The organism is Thalassolituus sp. UBA3500, assembly GCF_002377545.1.
Taxonomy (GTDB): domain Bacteria; phylum Pseudomonadota; class Gammaproteobacteria; order Pseudomonadales; family Oceanobacteraceae; genus Thalassolituus.
The window spans coordinates 21,272-38,510 of the sequence record NZ_DFQB01000014.1; the positions used below are offsets into that span (position 1 = coordinate 21,272).

Genomic DNA, 17,239 nt, shown 5'->3' on the forward strand with positions numbered 1-17,239 from the left:
TGGCGTTCAGACTTCCGCCATGTAGCGAAGCGGCGTCGCCTGTTGTACGGAGCGTAAACCGAAATCGATTCCGATACCGCGTAGAATCTCCCATACGACGTCATTTTCACTATGCTCAGCGATTGTCTTTTTCGCCATGAACTGGGCGATTTCCTGAATTGACTTAATCAGCGCATAGTCAGCTGAGCTGGAGTGCAGGCCGTCTATAAAGTTGCGGTCAATCTTCACGAAGTCGACAGGTAATGCTTTCAGGAAGTTGTATGAAGACTGGCCTGTTCCGAAGTCAGAAAGTACGAATTTGCAGCCTAACTTCCGTACCTCATGCATGAAATCGGCGGCATCTGTCAGGTCGTGAATGGTGGCTGTTTCGTTAAGCTCGAAACACAGTTTCTCAACAGGCACATCATGTTCGCGCGATTGCTCGGTGAGAAATTCGAGCAGTGAGTCATCGCTGAATGCCCGCCCGGAGAGGCGGATGATAAAGCGTTCGATGGTGCTGGCTACGTTTTCATTGCTAGCAATCCAGGCGAGCACCTGGTCGATTACCCAGCGATCAATGTCGTACATCCGGTTATAGTTCTGAGCCGCCTGCAGAAATTCCTGCGGTGGAATATCGAGTGCGTCATCCCCATCAACGGCAATCGTCACTTCATATTGCAGAATGCCTTTAAAACGTGCCTGAATCGGATCAACAGGTACGCAAAGTACATGCAGCGAATCGGATTCAAGAGCCTTGCTCAAACGGTTACCCCAGCTCATAAAGAGTTCGTGGCGCTCGCGCGATGCGTCATCGTATTGGTAGCGCACGATTCGATTGGTGCCTTTTTCTTTTGCCAGATGACAGGCGATTTCGGCGCGTTCAAGTAAATCTGCAGCATCGGTAATGTCTGCGGATAACACCGCCAAGCCGATACTGACTGTAATATGGAACGCATCGTCAGCACCATCGATCTTCACTTTCTCAACCTGAGCAGATACCAAGCGTGCACTTGCCTCTGCCTGCTCCAGGTCATGCTTCTCCAATAGTACGGCAAACTCATTGCTGCCCACCCGTGAGCACAGGGCGTCTGGATAAGCTTCCTGCAGGATCGTCGCTAAGGTCTGCAAGCAGGTGTCACCCAGCTCGACACCGTAGTTTTTATTGATCAGTTTAAACTGATCAATGTTGATCATTGCAAGGGTGTGCCCGGAGGCACTTTTCTGAGCATCGGCAACGGAATTAGCCAACAGGCTGAGGAAGTGCTGACGGTTAATCAGGCCCGTCAGTGGATCGGTGTTGGCCTGTGCTGAGAGGTCGGAATAAATCTGTTGTACAAGTTTGTCGATACTCTGATCGACCGGTGTCTCTTCCTGCTCGTAAATTCGCTTGATTGAGCCGTCTTCCATTGCTCGGGCAAGCTCGTTAAACCGGTAATCGTGCACCCGCATCCCTGTATGATTAACACAGGCATAGCGTGTCTGGTCGGCAGCGATCCATGCGACAGAGACGGACTGTCCGGTGGCTGTCAGTAAAAGAAGATCACCTACCTGAAGTGTCAGCACGCGACGGGCGCCTTTGCCGGTGACGGTTTCTTCCTCTTCGGGCTCGTTATACTCAGGCAGGTCGATGCCCTGTTCCAGATCGCCTTCTTCGAGGTGTAATCTTGCCGCTTCCATGATTTCTTTGTACCACTGCTCATGCTGAGGCAGTGGACCGTTCAGCTGATCAAGTTCGGAGCGAGCGAGATTAAGCAACGGCGTAAATTTCTCCATCAGATCTGAGCGACCAGCATTTTTCTGGCCGAACAAAATGATCACCTGACGGTAGAGTTTTACTGCACCTTTAAAGCGCGCACTGTCGGGGCCTTCTCTCAGCAAGAGCAGGCACAGCATTTGTTGCCAGCCTTCCTGCAACCAGCGGATAACGCATTCGGGCAGTGTCCGGCCCGAGGTATCATGACCAATTAACGCGTTCACGCGTTTGTGCGCCATGTAAAGGCGGTACTCGCCTTCGGCGGCCTCTGCGACCCGGTCTGTATTCTGGCGAACCTTACGCTCTGCGCTACCCACCAGCACCTGAAGATTTTCAACCAGCTCTTCCATTTGCTTTGGTTCGCCACCGGGGTTTTCCAGAATCGGCGCGATCATCTCTTCCAGGGCGGCCTTTACGCGCTTCTGGCCAGAGCTGGTGATTTTCCCGAGACGCCCCAGAAGGTTAAAAATCAGTCGCCCCGGGTGTTGCGGATTGAACAGCAGGGATGGATCTTCCAGCATCAGGCGTAACAGTGGCCAGCCAAGCTGTTCGACGCTGGGCTTGACGAATTCGGCCATGCTCGGGTTGCTAAGCAGGTTACGCGTTACCTGCTCAACCGTATCAATCGCGTGGCGGGTATCTTCCGGCAGGCTTTTTTCCTGTTCGGCGAGTTGCTGCTCCAGTTGCTCGACAATATTCTGCTCACTCAGGGGAGTGCTGGTGTCGAGCGACTCAACAACTTCTGATACCGCTTCTGGCTTCGCTGCAGGCAGACTATTCGTTTGACCATTAGCTTCCGTTTCCTTCTTTAGTCGCAACGTCAGCAGCTGTTGGATATTGGCGTAGGCCTGCTGTGCCTCACCCTGGTGGCGTGCAAAATCAAACATGGAATCGCCGCGACGCCCAGGGTCTGAGCGACGGTTGTGCTGAATATTCGTGTCATCAGTTGCCGCTGCGGCCGATGAACTGGTCGTATCTGATGCGGGCGCATCTGGCACCTCAACGACCACGGTCTTTGCTTTGCGATACCGGAAGGTAATTGGGATATTAATCTGGCGGATACAGGCCTGATACGTGGCTTTCAACAAGTCGACGGTGGCTTTCTCAAAACTCTCGAATGCGAGTTCACGTGCTTCGTGGGGCAATTCAAGCGCATCAATGCAGTCGCGGAATCCTTCTGTCACTGTGTTAGGGCCAATCGGATTAAAGCAGTCTGCGACCTGTGCTGATGACAGGGTGTCCAGTAGCTGACGAAGTTCAAAACTCTCCTGACTCAGGAACGACTGCAAGTGCGAGGCTGTGACTTTAGCCATTAACCAGTCTTCGAAGTCACTCTGTCTAACGAGTGATAGGGCAACCGCGCCTTCGTATTCGTCACTTTCGTCAGTGAGTTTGGCCTCGCCAGCGAGCCAGCGTTGTAGCTGGTGTTCGAGAATCTGGCTGAAGCGTTGGTAAAATTCATCGGCCTTAGCGCGGGTCTTCGATTCGAGCTTCATCCACAGCTGTTGTTCAGCTGTGTTGCGTGCGAAATCTGCCTTAGTGTACGTTGCTTCGATAAATTCTGGCAGCCACTGGCGGGGGATACGCTCGATCAGCAGCTTGGCTTCATGACCAAAGATATCGCGGAAGCGGTTTCGTTGCTCTGTGGGTAACCCTTCACCTGCGCGCGTTTGATTGTATTCCTGCATATCAAGGAATAACTGACCATCTGCCTGGTGGACGTGCACGCCAAGAGCGCCGGGTTCCTGATGAACCAGGTCGACTTCAGCTTTGACCGGGGTACTCAGTTGCAACTCCAGCAACATAGGTTCATGCTGCTCAGGTATTGGTTGATGGGGCCAGTGAACACGCATGCCAGCATGGGAGTAGTCCTGAATCAGGCACTCATAGCCACTTCCGTCGTTCAGAATCAGTCGTGCATTTACCTGGCTCGAGAAACGCGGATGCTTCCTTAATTCACTGGTCATAGTGTTCCCTGATCCTTTAAACCCAGCTGTGCGCAGTTTGCACAGTCTAGCGAGATATGCTGTGAAAGGTAATACGTTGATTCTCTGATGGCCTGTACCGTGGATCAATATCCGATTCGGCCGCTATGGCAGAATGATTGGCCGGGAATCATATATTCCAAATGAGATATATTCCATCTGCGGCATTATGACGCAGGCGGTCTACCCGGTCAGGTGGAATAATACCGCCCTAGAACATCCGGCTAATGGAGGCTGCGTGAAGCAAGATTTGAAGCAGGACTTGAAACAAAGGCGCTCTATATTTTCTATTCCTCTGGTCCGAGAGCTTACCGCTGTCCTGATTATCAAGTTGGCGTTGGTATTTCTTATTGCTCACTTCTTCTTTTCTGACCCTGTCATTGTTGGTGACGAAGGGCAAGGTCTGCGGGAGCACTTTGGCCTGGATAATCCCTCGGTTTCTGATACTCAAGGAGATCCATCATGATCAGTGAAAGCGTGGTCGATTTATCGCGGTTACAGTTTGCGATTACGGCCTTTTATCATTTTCTCTTCGTGCCCCTCACGCTCGGGTTGTCTTTTATTCTTGCCATCATGGAGTCTGCTTATGTCATGACGGGTAAGCAGGTCTATCAGGACATGGTGAAGTTCTGGGGGAAGTTATTCGGTATTAACTTCGCCCTGGGCGTGACCACGGGTCTGACGATGGAGTTTCAGTTCGGTACTAACTGGGCTTACTACTCACATTACGTCGGTGATATTTTTGGTGCTCCGCTTGCTATCGAAGGCTTGATGGCGTTCTTTCTGGAATCGACGTTTATTGGTCTGTTCTTCTTTGGTTGGGATCGCCTGACGAAAGTGCAGCATTTGATGGTGACCTGGCTGGTCGCCATTGGCTCGAATATGTCGGCGCTCTGGATTCTGATCGCTAATGGTTGGATGCAGAATCCAGTAGGAGCCGAGTTTAATTTCGATACCATGCGCATGGAGATGATGAGCTTCTCCGAGGTGATTTTTAACCCTGTGGCTCAGGTTAAGTTTGTGCATACGGTATCCGCCGGTTACGTGACCGGGGCTATGTTTGTTCTGGCTATTTCTGCCTATTACATGCTGAAGAAGCGTGATCTTCCATTCGCCCGTCGCTCGTTTGCCATTGCCTCCAGTTTCGGTCTGGCATCCATTCTGTCGGTTATCGTTCTGGGTGATGAATCGGGCTATGAAATTGGTGAGGTTCAGAAAGTGAAGCTGGCGGCGATTGAAGCCGAGTGGGAAACCCACGAACCCCCAGCTGCATTTACCTTGTTTGGTATTCCTGATCAGGAGAATATGGAAACTGATTATGCGATTAAGATTCCTTATGCTCTTGGCCTGATTGCTACCCGTTCAGTCACAGAAGAAGTGAAAGGTTTGAAGGATCTCATTGCTGAGCATGAGATAAAAATTCGCAACGGCATAGTGGCCTACGATCTGTTGACGCAGATTAAAGCCGGTGATCGTTCTGAGGCAACCATTGCTGAATTCAGGTCTCGTGTCGATGATCTGGGTTATGGATTGCTTCTGAAAAAATACGTTGAAAATCCAGTTAATGCTACCGAAGAGCAGATCAAACTGGCAGCGCAGAACTCCATTCCGCGGGTAGCGCCAATGTTCTGGACCTTCCGGATTATGGTTGGCCTTGGCTTTATTATGCTGGTATTGATTGGGCTCTCTTTTTACTACAGCGCTAAGGGCACGGCCGAGCGCCAGAAATATTTATTAAGGGCATTAATTATTGCCCTGCCAGCCCCCTGGATTGCTTGCGAAATGGGTTGGTTCGTCGCCGAGTTTGGGCGTCAGCCATGGTCGATAGGCGGTATTCTGCCAACTCACTTATCTGTTTCTACGCGCTCAGTGGAAGATATCTATATGAGTCTCGCGGGCTTTATCGGCTTTTACACGCTACTTCTTATTGCAGAAATGTACCTGATGATCCGGTTTGCTCGTCTTGGTCCATCAAGCTTGCACACGGGGCGTTATCACTGGGAGCAGACCGGGGAAAACGACTCTGCTTCGACTTCACCGGCTCAGGCGTAAGGAGATCATCATGGAATACGAACTGCTTAAAATTATCTGGTGGGTACTGATTGGCGTTTTACTGATCGGTTTTGCGGTGACAGACGGCTTCGATATGGGCGTTGGAGCACTGTTAAAAGTGATCGGTAAAACCGACACTGAGCGTCGTGTCATGATGAACACGATCGGTCCGCACTGGGATGGTAATCAGGTTTGGTTTATTACCGCCGGTGGTGCGATTTTCGCTGCCTGGCCGGTGGTCTATGCCGTGGCATTCTCCGGTTTTTACTGGGCACTGCTGTTGGTCTTGTTTGCCATGTTTTTCCGCCCGGTCGGATTTGAATATCGCTCAAAGGTTCAGGATCCGCGCTGGAGAAATGCCTGGGATTGGGGATTGACGGTCGGGGGCGCTGTGCCAGCGTTGGTGTTTGGTGTGGCCTTCGGCAATCTGCTGTTGGGCGTTCCTTTTACGTTGGATGAGTTTATGCGTTCAACGTACACCGGTTCTTTCTGGGCATTACTTAATCCTTTCGCCTTGCTGTGCGGGGTAGTGAGTTTACTGATGCTGGCGATGCATGGAGGGACGTACCTGCAAATGCGTACAGCAGGGCTGGTACACGAACGCGCCCGCCGCATTTCAGTTCTGTTAGCTGTGGTGGTTGCTGTGGCCTTTGCTATCGGTGGTTTCTGGGTCAGCCAACTGGATGGATACGTTATTAAAGCGGCGTCGAATCTCGGTGGCGTGACAACACCGCTGCAGAAAAGCGTTGCGCTTCAGGCCGCTGGTTGGCTGGATAACTACGGCCGATATCCGTGGATGCTGATTGCCCCTGTAATGGCGTTCGCTGGCCTGGCGCTCACCGCAGTACTCAGCATGGCGAATCGCGGCGCTCTGGCGTTTATCAGTAGCTCGTTTGCGGTTACCGGCATCATCTGTACTGCGGGATTCAGCCTGTTTCCATTCCTGATGCCTTCCAGTACTGCACCATCGCAATCCCTGACGATGTGGGATGTCACCTCAAGTCAGCTGACACTGCATATTATGTTTTGGGTGGCGATGATTTTCGTCCCCATTATTCTCAGCTACACCGCTTGGGGTTATTACAAAATGTGGGGTCGTCTCACTACCGATTTTATTGAAGATAACCAATATTCAACGTATTAAGGAGCCTTGAAAATGTGGTATTTCGCATGGATTCTGGGCGTACTGCTCGCCTGTTCATTCGGCCTGATTAACGCGCTCTGGCTGGAAGTTAACGAAAACCTGGATCGCGATCCCGATCCAGATGATGCGCCATGACAGCGCCGGTAGATTATCGTCGTTACGGCCCGCTCTATGCGGGCTGGGCACGGGGCCTGTCGTTTATGCTGGCTGTCGGATTGTCAGTTGCATTACTGGCGATGCCGCAGCTGGTGGCCACTGATACCCGAGAGCTGGAGCATGGGCCATTGTCGCTCGGGTTGCTGGGAATCAGTGCAGGCTTTATTCATGGTGTGGGCTACGTACCTTTGATGGCTGTCTGGCGCTGGCTTTTCAGTCCTTATGTGGCATGGCCTTTGATGCTTTGGTGTGCCTGGTGGTGGTCTGAGGTCATCTGGGCCTGGTGATTCCGGCGAATGGTGATTCAACAGGAGAGACTTGTCTTTAAGTATTCCTGTGTGGTTATATTGAAAGAGACAAAACTCGTTAACTGGAGTGGTATTTATGAGTGTAATGACCCGCGATGATCTGCTTGCAGAAGCACGTGCATCCGTAAACCCCGTCGAAGCCGATGCTGCACAGGCGATGTTAGACGCTGGCACTAAAGTGCTTGATGTTCGTGAACCCGCTGAATACATGATGGGGCACCTGCCGGGTGCAGAGAATGTTCCCCGTGGTGTGCTTGAGTTCAAAGTGGCCGATCATCCTGTTCTGGCAGATAAAGACGCTGAAATCCTGCTGTACTGCAAAAACGGTGGGCGTAGCACCTTGGCTGCACACACGCTGAAGCGTATGGGGTTTTCTAACGTAAAAATGCTGGTGGGTGGCTATGATGGCTGGGAAGGCCACACCGTAGAAACCGACCCGAGTGTCTACAAGTAAGCATGCTCAACAAAATTTAATCTGAACCGGTACATTGAGACAATGAAAAGCATATCCCTATTGACCCTGCTGTTGTCGGCGGCTTGCGTGTCGGGCAGTGTCCTCGCCGAGAGCTCCGAAGATTATATGTTGGTTGAAGCTCGGACTCAGACAAAAGCCTTTGCTCAGGACCTCAAAGCAACCCTGATGCAGGGGATGAAAGCCGAGGGGCCGCTGGCGGCGATCCGTTTATGCAATACGGAAGCACCAGAGATAGCAACAGCGAACAGCAAAGATGGCTGGGAGGTCGGTCGGACATCGGTGAAACTCCGTAATCCAGAAAATGCGCCCGACGAGTGGGAAGCTGGTGTGCTCGAATCCTTCGCCCAGCGTGCAGCTGCAGGGGAAAACCTGGCGACTATGGAGGCCTCTGCTCGTCAAGACGGGCACTTCCGCTACATGAAAGCGATTCCTGTCGGCGGACCGTGCGTGGTGTGTCATGGTGAGCAGCTTGCAGAGCCGGTCGCTGCCAGACTCAGCGAGCTTTACCCTGAAGATGAAGCGCGGGGGTATAAGCCCGGCGATTTGCGCGGAGCATTCACACTGACCTACACCTTCAACAAGCAGTAATCGACAGCTGCCAGGAGACGACGATGAAACATAAGGTTGACGTTCATTGGCAGAGGGTTGGCGAATTCTCTCACGAAGGATTTGAGCGGCGTCACGATATTGCGTTTCAGCCGCAGGTGGGTCTGCCTGCGGGTGGTGCTGGCAATGACTTCGGAGCTGATCCTGAACAGATGCTGGCCGCGGCTATGTCCAGCTGTCATATGCAGACTTTCCTCGCGCTGGCCGCAAAAAAGCGCCTGACTGTCGAGTCCTATCACGATGAAGCAGAAGCTGTACTGGCGCAGCGGGAAGATGGCAGGTTCTTTATTGCAACCCTGATATTGAGGCCTCGTGTGCAGTTCAGTGGTGAGAAAATACCGGATGACGCTTCGGTTGAGGCGATGCACATTAAGGCGCATGAGCATTGTTTCGTTGCCAATTCGGTGCTTTCGGAAGTAATCATCGAGCCTGAGTTCCCGTCAGTCTGATTTTTTTGAAAATAATTACATCTAATTTGTGAGCTGCCCCGTACAGGTAAATACACACAACGTGTTGAACCTGAAATCGGGAGCAGTTATGAAAACGCACGCCACACTCCTGCTCGGTGCGATTACCGCGCTGACAGCTATGAATGCAAGCGCTTCGAGTCACCGAGAAGCACCGAACGTTACCCGCCTACCGGCCATCGACTCTACGGACTTCTACGCGTTCCGCAGTTATGAAACTGATCGTGAAGACTACGTGACTCTGGTTGCGAACTATATCCCGCTGCAGGACGCCTATGGCGGCCCAAATTACTTCGCGATGGACCCGAACGCTCTGTACGAGATTCACATCGATAATGACGGTGACGCGGTCGAAGACATTACCTTCCAGTTCCGCTTCCAGCAGATGCTGGGTGCTATGGGAAGCGGTTTCGCTCTGCCGATTGGCGAAGGCGAGAATCAGAAAAGCGTCGCCATTCCTCTGAAAAACTTCGGCAACGTTGATACCGATGGCAGCGCCAACTTCTACGAAACCTACAGCATCAAAAAAGTCAGCGGTGATCGTCGTACTGGTTCTGCAATCAGCCTGACCGACGGTTCTGGTGAAGCGACCTTTACTAAGCCACTCGACAATATCGGTGAGAAGTCTTTTACCGACTATGAGGCTTACGCAGGCGGTTTTGTACACGACCTGACTATTCCTGGATGTGACGCGGGCGGTAAGGTATTTGTTGGCCAGCGTAAAGACCCATTCGTCGTGAATCTGGGTAAAACATTCGACCTCGTGAATTACGTCCCTCTGGATGGTGATGGCAGTGCACAGGACGATGCAAACGACGATCTGGCAGATAAAAATGTCACCTCTATCGCTCTGGAAGTACCGATCTCGTGTGTCACTGGGTCTGGTAATGGTGTGATTGGTGCCTGGACCAGCGCCAGCCAGCAGCAGGCCCGTATCCTTAACCCTGAAGCATCGTTCGCTAAGCCAGAAGTCAATGGCGGTGCCTGGACTCAGGTATCACGCCTGGGTATGCCACTGGTGAACGAGGTTGTCATCGGGCTGAGCGATAAAGACACTTTTAACGCCTCTGAACCTAAAGACGATGGTCAGTTTGCAGATTATGTGACTCATCCAACCCTGCCTGCTTTGCTGGATATTCTTTTCCGCGATGCGCTGGGTGCCTCTGACAACATTGCACCGTCGAATATTCCTCGTACCGATCTGGTAACTGCCTTCCTGACGGGCTTTCCGGGCGTGAACCAGATGTCGACTGTGACCGCGTCTGAAATGGTGCGTCTGAATACTGCTATTGCCGCTACGGCTTCTGCTGATCAAAGTGCTTTTGGCGTGGTTGCTGGTGACCTGGCTGGTTTCCCTAACGGTCGTCGTCCTGGTGATGATGTTGTGGATATTGCACTGCGTGTCGTGATGGGCGCTCTGTGTCATCCGGTAGACCTTGATGGTGATGGCAATGCAACCGACGATCTGGGTCTATGTGAGCCAGCTGATGCGCCAACCGGAAACCAGCCGTTCTCAGACCTGGCTCCTGTCGACTCGACGTACGTCAACGACACCTTCCCATACTTGCTGACGCCACTTGCAGGTTCAGTAAACCCTGCACCGTAAGATCCGCAACCGTGAAGTAAGGAGTGTTATATGAAAACGCGTAACTTATTAATGATAGGGAGTATTGCACTGTTAAGTGCATGCTCCGACAGCAGCAACAACAATTCGACTGTCGACCTTCCTGACGTGGATGACAATGTCGCCGAACAGACTGAAGTTCTGCTCACTGAATTGGTCGACGATATTTTCATGGCATCTGAAAATTCAGAGCCAGTAAAAATAAATGAACTTGAAATTGTTGACGACGCTGACGAGTTCTCTTTCTCGTATCTCACTGGGGGTGAGTAACCTTTTGGGGCTGTTCTGCAGCCCCGTTTTTTTCTCACCAGATATTCTGAAAATCAACGGACAAAAATTATGTTAATCAGTGGCTTAATTAAAAATCTTTGTTTTGGTCTTTCTACGGCAGTTATTTTAATGCCGGCTTTGGCAGCACCTGCAATGGCTGATACATCTTGGTCTGAGCCTGATGACAATGCGGTGGTTGCACGTTGGAGCAAAGAAGAAATCAAGCCGCTGCCTCAGACTTTTGCACAGCGCATAGAAGAAATAAGAAAGCACTTTACGCTTGCCGACAAGCCCGGCGAATCTTGGCGCTACGACCGTATTTACGTTCTGATGGATGGTTTGACGGCACAGAAAATTGCAGCATCGGGAGTAGGCGCGGATGAGTTAACCTACTACCGCGCACGTCTTTTACAGCACCGACATGAATTTGCCAGAGCCGCCGCTCTGCTTCAGAAAATTGATCCAGGTTCTGTATTTTTTAGTAGTGCTCGCCTGATGATGGCGCAGGTGTATGGTGAACAAAATCAACAGAAGGCTGCTCGCGAGGCATGCGTGTCTATTATGCTTGAGCAGTCAGACCTCGCTGCTGTATGCAGTATTGGTTTACAGGAGACTGCCGGCTCTGCAGGGCACGGCATTCTCACCGCTCAGCTCGAACGTCTGAGCAGTGATGACTCACCGCAAGGTCGTAGCCTGACAGCGTGGGCTCTGTACCATAAAGCGAAAAGCTACCTCAATGAAGGCAAGTATGAGCAGGTAGAAGCGCTGTACCAACGATGGTCAGATGATGCGCTTTTGAGTGTTGCTGATTTGGTAAACCGAAGCGAAGCACTGCTGAGAAACGACAAACCAGCACAGGTGACTTCTCTGCTACAGCGATATGGCCACGAGGACTACCCGGATGACGCTCTGATCGTTCAGCTTGCGCGTGCTGAGCAGCAAAGCGAAAGTGCCGACTTCTACTGGAGAGAGTACGCAGAAGAGCGTATCACCCAGCGCATTAAACGTCGCGATACAAGCTACTCAGAGTTGATTTCATTGTACTTTTCAACGGTCGGAAAAAACGCAGAATCGCGTAATCTGAGTTGGCTGTCGCAAGTAAATAATGCTCAGAAGTATCAATATGTCGCCGTACAGGGAGATTTATTATGAGACGTCTTTTTCTTCTGCTGCTTACGCTTTTTCCTGTTACAGCATTCGCACATCAAAGCAGTACCGCGCTACTGACACTGAAAGAAACAACGGACGGATTACGCGGTTCTGTGCAGTGGCAATTGATTGATCTGGAGCAGAGCCTGGGGCTCGACCAGAATCGCGATGGTGAATTACTTTGGGGCGAGGTAAAAGCCATGACTCCAGAGATACGCACCTACGTCGAGCGTCATCTTAGTGTGCAACAGGGTGGCGAAGCCTGTGCACCACAGTTCAGTGTTCCTCTGAGATTTAATAATGCGCGCGGTGCTATGGCGTCGGCCATTGTTCCGGTGACGTATGTCTGTAGTACTGAAGGGAACATTGAGGTGTCATACAGCGGATTCTTCTCGCTGCTTCCCGAGCATCGCCTTCTGTGGAATTTATCTGTAGGCGATCAGAGTCGTCAGGGGGTTCTGGAAGCTTCAGGTAGCTTTTCTATTAATTCAGAAATGACCACCGGCGAATTGAACAAGCAGACGTTTGCGGAATTTTTCGTACAGGGCGTTATTCATATCTTACTGGGGCCGGATCATGTCGCGTTTTTGCTGACGCTGCTACTGGTGTCGGTACTTGTTCAGCAGAAAACACACTGGCAGCCAGCGGCTGATGTCCGTACTTGTGTTAAAACGGCGCTTCTTTATGTGACGACCTTTACTGTTGCCCACTCTCTGACACTGAGTGCCAGTGCCCTGGGTTGGCTGGCGCTTCCCGGCTACTGGGTTGAGCTGATTATTGCGGCGTCTGTTGTCGTCGCGGCGCTGCACAATCTGCGTCCGTATTTGCCAGCCAGTGCGGTCGTCGTCTTCCTGTTTGGCCTGGTTCACGGGTTTGGTTTTGCGAGCGTACTCAGTGAATTGACAACAGGAACAGGCAATATCGCCTGGGCTCTCTTTGGCTTTAACCTGGGCGTTGAGGCAGGACAGGTTGCCATTACTCTGCTGGTGATGCCTCTGCTCATCAGCCTGAGACGTCTCGGCTGGTATCGACAAGTGTTGGTACGGTATCTGTCGGCGGCGCTGGCGGCATTGGGTAGCTACTGGGTCTTGGCGCGGATCTGAGCCAGGGTCCGTTCCAGAATCAACTTATGCGCACTCAATGCAGCGCGTGCTGTAAGGAACGGCGATCAGACGCGCTTCGGTAATCTGGTCGCCACACTGGTCACAGACGCCGTATTGACCAAGGGCGATGCGCTTCAAGGCATCCCGTATGTGATCCGCTTCATGCCGCGCCTCGTCGGCAATGACATTAAGCACTTCGTCGTTCGCGGACTCAGCTGCTTGCTCTTCAAAGTCAGCAGACAACGGCTCATCCCGGTGGCTGGCATGGCGCGCTGCCTTTTCAGATCGTGCTTCCAACGCTTCAAGTCGCTCGAGTAGGTCGGTGCGTATTCTTTCGGTATTCATGGATCCCCCTGAAGATGAGTAAGGCGGTTACTATCAGACTACAGATCGGGTAACTTGGGGTATTGATATAAATCATCCTCAGGCAACTTGTGCGAAAGGCATCTAATCTGAAAACACAGACTGTCCGTATATAGCTATATCTATCATTAAAGGAGTCATTCTGTATGGATCCAGAATTTCAGCTACAGCTGATCAGGGCGGTGGCGCGCGGTGAGCGACCAGCGTTTGAGGAGTTGTACCAGGTGACGGGGCCGAAGTTATACGGTGTCGCTATGCAACTCATGCGATCGCCTGAACGGGCTGAAGAGGCGTTACAGGAAGCCTTCGTTAAAATCTGGCACAACGCTGGGGACTATCACCAGGGACGTGGCAGCGTCATGACCTGGATGAGCAGTATCGTACGTTATCGATGTATCGATCTGCTCAGGTCAAAAAGCGCAAAGGAGGACCGACAGGATTCTCTCGATGAGGAGGGGGCGCCGGAACTGATCGCACCGGAGCAACCAGAGGATCCTGAAAACCAGGCTCTGGAGCGTTGCATGGAAACGCTTGATACACATGATCTGCAGTATATCCACCTGGCGTACTATCGCGGATTGACCCACGCAGAGATCCAGGAGCACACGGGAACGCCACTCGGTACCGTGAAAAGTTGGATACGTCGTGGCCTTCAACGTCTGAAGAGGTGTCTTGAAGAATGAATTATTTAAATGACGAACGTCTCGATGCGCTGGCGGCAGACTATGTCATGGGGACCATGCAGGGGCAGGCTCGCCGCCGGTTTGTGCGTTTGATGCAGGCCTACCAGAAAGTGCGTGAACGGGTATGGCACTGGGAGCAGCTGCTTGCGCCAATGAATGGCCGTATCGAAGCTCAACAGCCGCCTGAAAGAGTGTGGCAGGAAATCAGCCGCCGTATCGGCTTTATCGATACCACGCAAAATGCGGCCAACGATGAGCCTCAGAGCAAAGGCGTGATGGCCTGGACGGGTGGCTTTGCGACCGCCGCAGTGCTGTTAATCGGTGTGTTCTTAATGCGCCCTGAGCCTACGGTCGCTCCTGGGGGCATACCAGAGACAATGATCGAGCAGGTCGCTGTGTTCACTCAGGATGAACAGCCGCTCTGGTTGATGGAAGTGGCAGGCAATGAGCTGACGGTACAGGCAACCAACGCCGTACAGCCGTCTGATGAGCATGATTATGAATTGTGGATTGTGCCAGAAGACGGCAGTGCGCCAGTGTCACTGGGCTTGATGCCAGAAGACGGTCGCATCACACGCACGCTTGCCGTGAATACTCACGATATAGCGATCAAAGCAGTTGCCGTCAGTCTTGAGGCGCCGGGGGGCTCTGTCACCGGAGCACCGGGTGAGGTTCTGTACGTGACCGGATTAACCATTCTATAGTTCTAAACAGAAAGTGTTCTACAGACAGTTAGTAAGGCACAAAAAACCGGCACACAGTGCCGGTTTTTTTGTGGAGCTATTCCTCTCCGATCGTCAGGCTCACCGAGGCTGGAGTCAGCCCCGTTGTGGCCCAGAATGCCTTTTTTCTGAAGTGAAAGTGGTTATACTCTCAGGCTAATAGGGACAACACCGCCATTATTAATCAGCGACAAGGACGCCCAAATATGTTCTCCAATTCCGCCCCAAATCAAGACGTGATCATTGCTGGCCAGCACTCTGGTAAGCCTGTAACAATTGTACCTACAGCTAAGCCCGTTTATGACCAGCTGGCTAAATTAGCCCGTGATGGTAACAACTACTGGGCTGAGATCACGGTGAAAGCCATTAACGAGCTCGCTGCGGGTCGGTTACACCAGAGCAATATCTTTGTTAAGCCTGGTGCGGTTCACCGCAACGGTACTGAAGAATTCGTGATGATCTTGCCGGGCTGCAAGGTCACCTGTGAAAAGTTGGATGCTGATGGATTTCGTATTCTCCATTTTGAAGCTGATATTCACTATGGGGAGGCGATTAAGGCTAAAGCTAAGCCGGGGCTTTACCAAGCATCAAAAATAAATGGTGCATGGAAAGCTGAACTCAGAAAAGATGGGCTGATTGAACATAAAGAAGATCGATTAGTTGCAATTTCTGATAGTGGTTATGACAACCCCGATGAAGCTGCAGGAATTGCAGCTCCTAGAATCGGTGAAGCGCCGCATGTTGGTAGCTTACGAGTTAATACCAAAGGCTTTGATTTGCACTTTACTCCGGGTGAAAAGCGTATTGGTGGCTTGAGCAATTACCGGAATGCGATTCGGGTCAATCAGTATACAGAGCTACACGAGTCAGCGATGTTATTGGCGCGCACCATGTACGAGGCGAAGGAGGTTCCGGGTGTTACATGGGTTTCTGAGGATGGTGGTTCTGGAGTACTCACTCAAGCAATGACTATTATAGCTGCTCAAGGGATTCAGTTACCTAGCCACGTTGTTTTCATGTTTAACCCGACGACATCACCAAATACCGCAGTGAAAGCGGCTCATAACCTTGGTGTGCTGCTGGACCGTAAGTTCATCAAGACACGTCCTATCAATATTGTGGGAAATCGTGATCACCTCGAGATGAACTGGAATCGTTGGAAGAGTGAGAATGATAGTCTGACGGCATTGCAGGCGGGTGTTGATGCCTTTGCTTATGGTAAAAGTTTGCAAGGTATGATTATGACTGGCGCAACTATTGCGGCTGGATTCGCTGGCGTGGCGGGTGTCAGCTTGACAGCTCCGGCTGCACTTACCACCTTTCTTGCTGCTATTGGTGGAGCACTTGCAGCAGGAAAAGCTGTGGGAACTGTCGCTAGTGTTGGGAACGGTCTAGTAGAGAATTTACTACCTAAGCATCATGATAAGTTGAAAGGTAAGTTTTAATGCGAAATTTCATTAAATACTCGAAATTAAAACTGCGAGATCGACCAGAAAGTTGTACTCCAGTTGGTCCGGATTTTAACTCTTCGACTACACAATCGGTTCTGCTTGTCGGTACAAGGATAGTATTTAAAGCGCCGCGGCATGACCCTTCCCCCTATGGGAAAACACCACAGAGGCGAATGAAAAAATCATACTCTTTAAAATCTGCCAGACTGCTCAATAGGAATGAGCAACCTAGTCAAAGCTGGCAGCATACAGCGTTATTTTTTCGGAGTTGGAGTTTTTGCGGCCCTTGGTTTACGGGGCATATGGGGAGCGTGTCGTGCTATCTCGACGTTATACAGCTAGCTGAGCCCAACCCACAAGTTAATTTCATACACCCCCGTGCACTAGAAGCTGCGGCGCTTGCTTTCTTGACTGCAACCTATGGCCATCGGGTGTACTGCAAAAAAACAGGAGAAATGCATTATATAGGTCCTCTGAACTGGTCAGCACTTAAACAGCTTGATGTGCTATCGGTGCAGTTTGATAGCGAAAATACTTTTAGCGGAGCAGATCCTGTTCGCCATGTTTTTATTCCAGTCTCTCGGTCTCATATTGTACGCTTCGCTTTGAGCATTCATCAAAGCGCCTCTGGGACCCGCGAAGAAGTCGATAAAAAAGTCGACCCTGCACCTTTCAAAGAGCTGGTAGATAACATCGTCGGTAGTATTCAAGTAACTCTGTCGCCAGAAGCTCAAGCGGATTGGGATGAAATCAAGAAGAACAACCCTGATGCCAAAGTATCTGAGACCTGCGCACCGTTAAAGTGGCCTGCGGATGTCGATAAAGACGGGCTTACTATTTTAGAGTACGATCCGAAGCGTTACGCTTGATTGCTTCAGTGTCAGGGCTATGAAAGGCAAGTTTTAATGCGTAATTTTATTAAGTATTCCAAATTTAAATTGCGTGACCG

Annotated in this window: 18 protein-coding genes; 16 read left to right on the plus strand and 2 right to left on the minus strand. The window is 51.3% G+C overall.

What is annotated here, in order from left to right; genetic code table 11:
- Positions 1-6: 6 nt before the first annotated feature.
- Positions 7-3,699, minus strand: a complete 3,693-nt coding sequence (locus B2R29_RS03915) for a DUF1631 family protein (RefSeq protein WP_301179871.1) — start codon at positions 3,697-3,699, stop codon at positions 7-9.
- Between the two features lie 256 nt (positions 3,700-3,955).
- Here B2R29_RS03915 and cydP point away from each other — a divergent pair, with 256 nt between their 5' ends.
- The 12 genes from cydP to B2R29_RS03975 all read left to right on the plus strand — a co-directional run bounded on the left by cydP (position 3,956) and on the right by B2R29_RS03975 (position 13,071).
- Positions 3,956-4,183 (plus strand): cytochrome oxidase putative small subunit CydP, encoded by a 228-nt coding sequence (cydP, locus tag B2R29_RS03920; protein WP_301179872.1) that lies wholly within the window; start codon positions 3,956-3,958, stop codon positions 4,181-4,183.
- Positions 4,180-5,769 carry a cytochrome ubiquinol oxidase subunit I gene (locus B2R29_RS03925; RefSeq protein ID WP_301179873.1) on the plus strand — a complete coding sequence of 530 codons (1,590 nt, stop codon included), beginning with the start codon at positions 4,180-4,182 and terminating at the stop codon, positions 5,767-5,769. Before cydP ends, B2R29_RS03925 begins: the two co-directional genes overlap by 4 nt.
- A 7-nt stretch (positions 5,770-5,776) precedes the next feature.
- Positions 5,777-6,913: a cytochrome d ubiquinol oxidase subunit II gene (cydB, locus tag B2R29_RS03930; protein WP_349677984.1), complete on the plus strand. Its 1,137-nt coding sequence runs from the start codon at positions 5,777-5,779 to the stop codon at positions 6,911-6,913.
- A gap of 12 nt (positions 6,914-6,925) precedes the next feature.
- Complete coding sequence (gene cydX, locus B2R29_RS03935) at positions 6,926-7,048, plus strand: cytochrome bd-I oxidase subunit CydX (protein ID WP_301179875.1); 123 nt, start codon at positions 6,926-6,928, stop codon at positions 7,046-7,048.
- On the plus strand, positions 7,045-7,356 hold the full coding sequence (locus tag B2R29_RS03940) for a cyd operon YbgE family protein (RefSeq protein ID WP_301179876.1): 312 nt from the start codon (positions 7,045-7,047) through the stop codon (positions 7,354-7,356). Before cydX ends, B2R29_RS03940 begins: the two co-directional genes overlap by 4 nt.
- A gap of 97 nt (positions 7,357-7,453) precedes the next feature.
- On the plus strand, positions 7,454-7,831 hold the full coding sequence (locus B2R29_RS03945; RefSeq protein ID WP_301179877.1) for a rhodanese-like domain-containing protein: 378 nt from the start codon (positions 7,454-7,456) through the stop codon (positions 7,829-7,831).
- Between the two features lie 42 nt (positions 7,832-7,873).
- Positions 7,874-8,440 (plus strand): Tll0287-like domain-containing protein, encoded by a 567-nt coding sequence (locus tag B2R29_RS03950; protein ID WP_301179878.1) that lies wholly within the window; start codon positions 7,874-7,876, stop codon positions 8,438-8,440.
- A gap of 23 nt (positions 8,441-8,463) precedes the next feature.
- Positions 8,464-8,907 (plus strand): OsmC family protein, encoded by a 444-nt coding sequence (locus tag B2R29_RS03955; protein WP_301179879.1) that lies wholly within the window; start codon positions 8,464-8,466, stop codon positions 8,905-8,907.
- 88 nt (positions 8,908-8,995) lie between these two features.
- Positions 8,996-10,531, plus strand: coding sequence for a DUF4331 domain-containing protein (locus B2R29_RS03960; RefSeq protein WP_301179880.1), 1,536 nt, complete (start codon positions 8,996-8,998; stop codon positions 10,529-10,531).
- Between the two features lie 30 nt (positions 10,532-10,561).
- Entirely contained in the window at positions 10,562-10,819 is a 258-nt protein-coding gene (locus tag B2R29_RS03965; protein ID WP_301179881.1) for a hypothetical protein, read from the plus strand.
- 153 nt (positions 10,820-10,972) lie between these two features.
- Positions 10,973-11,971 (plus strand): hypothetical protein, encoded by a 999-nt coding sequence (locus tag B2R29_RS03970; RefSeq protein ID WP_301179882.1) that lies wholly within the window; start codon positions 10,973-10,975, stop codon positions 11,969-11,971.
- A complete protein-coding gene (locus tag B2R29_RS03975; protein ID WP_301179883.1) occupies positions 11,968-13,071 on the plus strand; it encodes a HupE/UreJ family protein in 1,104 nt (367 codons plus the stop codon). Before B2R29_RS03970 ends, B2R29_RS03975 begins: the two co-directional genes overlap by 4 nt.
- Positions 13,072-13,095: 24 nt before the next feature.
- On the opposite strand, the gene B2R29_RS03980 is transcribed toward B2R29_RS03975, so the two are convergent.
- Positions 13,096-13,416: a TraR/DksA family transcriptional regulator gene (locus B2R29_RS03980; protein WP_301179884.1), complete on the minus strand. Its 321-nt coding sequence runs from the start codon at positions 13,414-13,416 to the stop codon at positions 13,096-13,098.
- 164 nt (positions 13,417-13,580) lie between these two features.
- On the opposite strand from B2R29_RS03980, the gene B2R29_RS03985 reads away from it, so the two are divergent.
- From B2R29_RS03985 to B2R29_RS04000, 4 genes are all read left to right on the plus strand, one after another.
- Positions 13,581-14,117, plus strand: a complete 537-nt coding sequence (locus B2R29_RS03985) for an RNA polymerase sigma factor (RefSeq protein ID WP_301179885.1) — start codon at positions 13,581-13,583, stop codon at positions 14,115-14,117.
- Positions 14,114-14,821: an anti-sigma factor gene (locus B2R29_RS03990; protein ID WP_301179886.1), complete on the plus strand. Its 708-nt coding sequence runs from the start codon at positions 14,114-14,116 to the stop codon at positions 14,819-14,821. The genes B2R29_RS03985 and B2R29_RS03990 overlap by 4 nt, the downstream gene beginning before the upstream one ends.
- A 224-nt stretch (positions 14,822-15,045) precedes the next feature.
- Positions 15,046-16,284, plus strand: a complete 1,239-nt coding sequence (locus B2R29_RS03995) for a hypothetical protein (protein WP_301179887.1) — start codon at positions 15,046-15,048, stop codon at positions 16,282-16,284.
- A 179-nt stretch (positions 16,285-16,463) separates the two neighbouring features.
- The gene (locus B2R29_RS04000; protein WP_301179888.1) at positions 16,464-17,159 is read left to right on the plus strand and encodes a hypothetical protein; all 696 of its coding nucleotides are present in this window, start codon (positions 16,464-16,466) and stop codon (positions 17,157-17,159) included.
- Positions 17,160-17,239: the final 80 nt, after the last annotated feature.

Excerpts from the sequence above, each read along its gene's own strand:
- B2R29_RS03960 (WP_301179880.1), top strand. The coding sequence starts at position 8,996 with ATGAAAACGCACGCCACACTCCTGCTCGGTGCGATTACCGCGCTGACA.
- B2R29_RS03975 (WP_301179883.1), top strand. The coding sequence starts at position 11,968 with ATGAGACGTCTTTTTCTTCTGCTGCTTACGCTTTTTCCTGTTACAGCA.
- B2R29_RS03985 (WP_301179885.1), top strand. The coding sequence starts at position 13,581 with ATGGATCCAGAATTTCAGCTACAGCTGATCAGGGCGGTGGCGCGCGGT.
- B2R29_RS03955 (WP_301179879.1), top strand. The coding sequence starts at position 8,464 with ATGAAACATAAGGTTGACGTTCATTGGCAGAGGGTTGGCGAATTCTCT.
- B2R29_RS03940 (WP_301179876.1), top strand. The coding sequence starts at position 7,045 with ATGACAGCGCCGGTAGATTATCGTCGTTACGGCCCGCTCTATGCGGGC.
- B2R29_RS03950 (WP_301179878.1), top strand. The coding sequence starts at position 7,874 with ATGAAAAGCATATCCCTATTGACCCTGCTGTTGTCGGCGGCTTGCGTG.
- B2R29_RS03945 (WP_301179877.1), top strand. The coding sequence starts at position 7,454 with ATGAGTGTAATGACCCGCGATGATCTGCTTGCAGAAGCACGTGCATCC.
- B2R29_RS03925 (WP_301179873.1), top strand. The coding sequence starts at position 4,180 with ATGATCAGTGAAAGCGTGGTCGATTTATCGCGGTTACAGTTTGCGATT.
- cydX (WP_301179875.1), top strand. The coding sequence starts at position 6,926 with ATGTGGTATTTCGCATGGATTCTGGGCGTACTGCTCGCCTGTTCATTC.
- B2R29_RS04000 (WP_301179888.1), top strand. The coding sequence starts at position 16,464 with ATGAAAAAATCATACTCTTTAAAATCTGCCAGACTGCTCAATAGGAAT.
- B2R29_RS03980 (WP_301179884.1), bottom strand. The coding sequence starts at position 13,416 with ATGAATACCGAAAGAATACGCACCGACCTACTCGAGCGACTTGAAGCG.
- B2R29_RS03965 (WP_301179881.1), top strand. The coding sequence starts at position 10,562 with ATGAAAACGCGTAACTTATTAATGATAGGGAGTATTGCACTGTTAAGT.
- B2R29_RS03915 (WP_301179871.1), bottom strand. The coding sequence starts at position 3,699 with ATGACCAGTGAATTAAGGAAGCATCCGCGTTTCTCGAGCCAGGTAAAT.
- B2R29_RS03995 (WP_301179887.1), top strand. The coding sequence starts at position 15,046 with ATGTTCTCCAATTCCGCCCCAAATCAAGACGTGATCATTGCTGGCCAG.
- B2R29_RS03970 (WP_301179882.1), top strand. The coding sequence starts at position 10,973 with ATGGCTGATACATCTTGGTCTGAGCCTGATGACAATGCGGTGGTTGCA.
- B2R29_RS03990 (WP_301179886.1), top strand. The coding sequence starts at position 14,114 with ATGAATTATTTAAATGACGAACGTCTCGATGCGCTGGCGGCAGACTAT.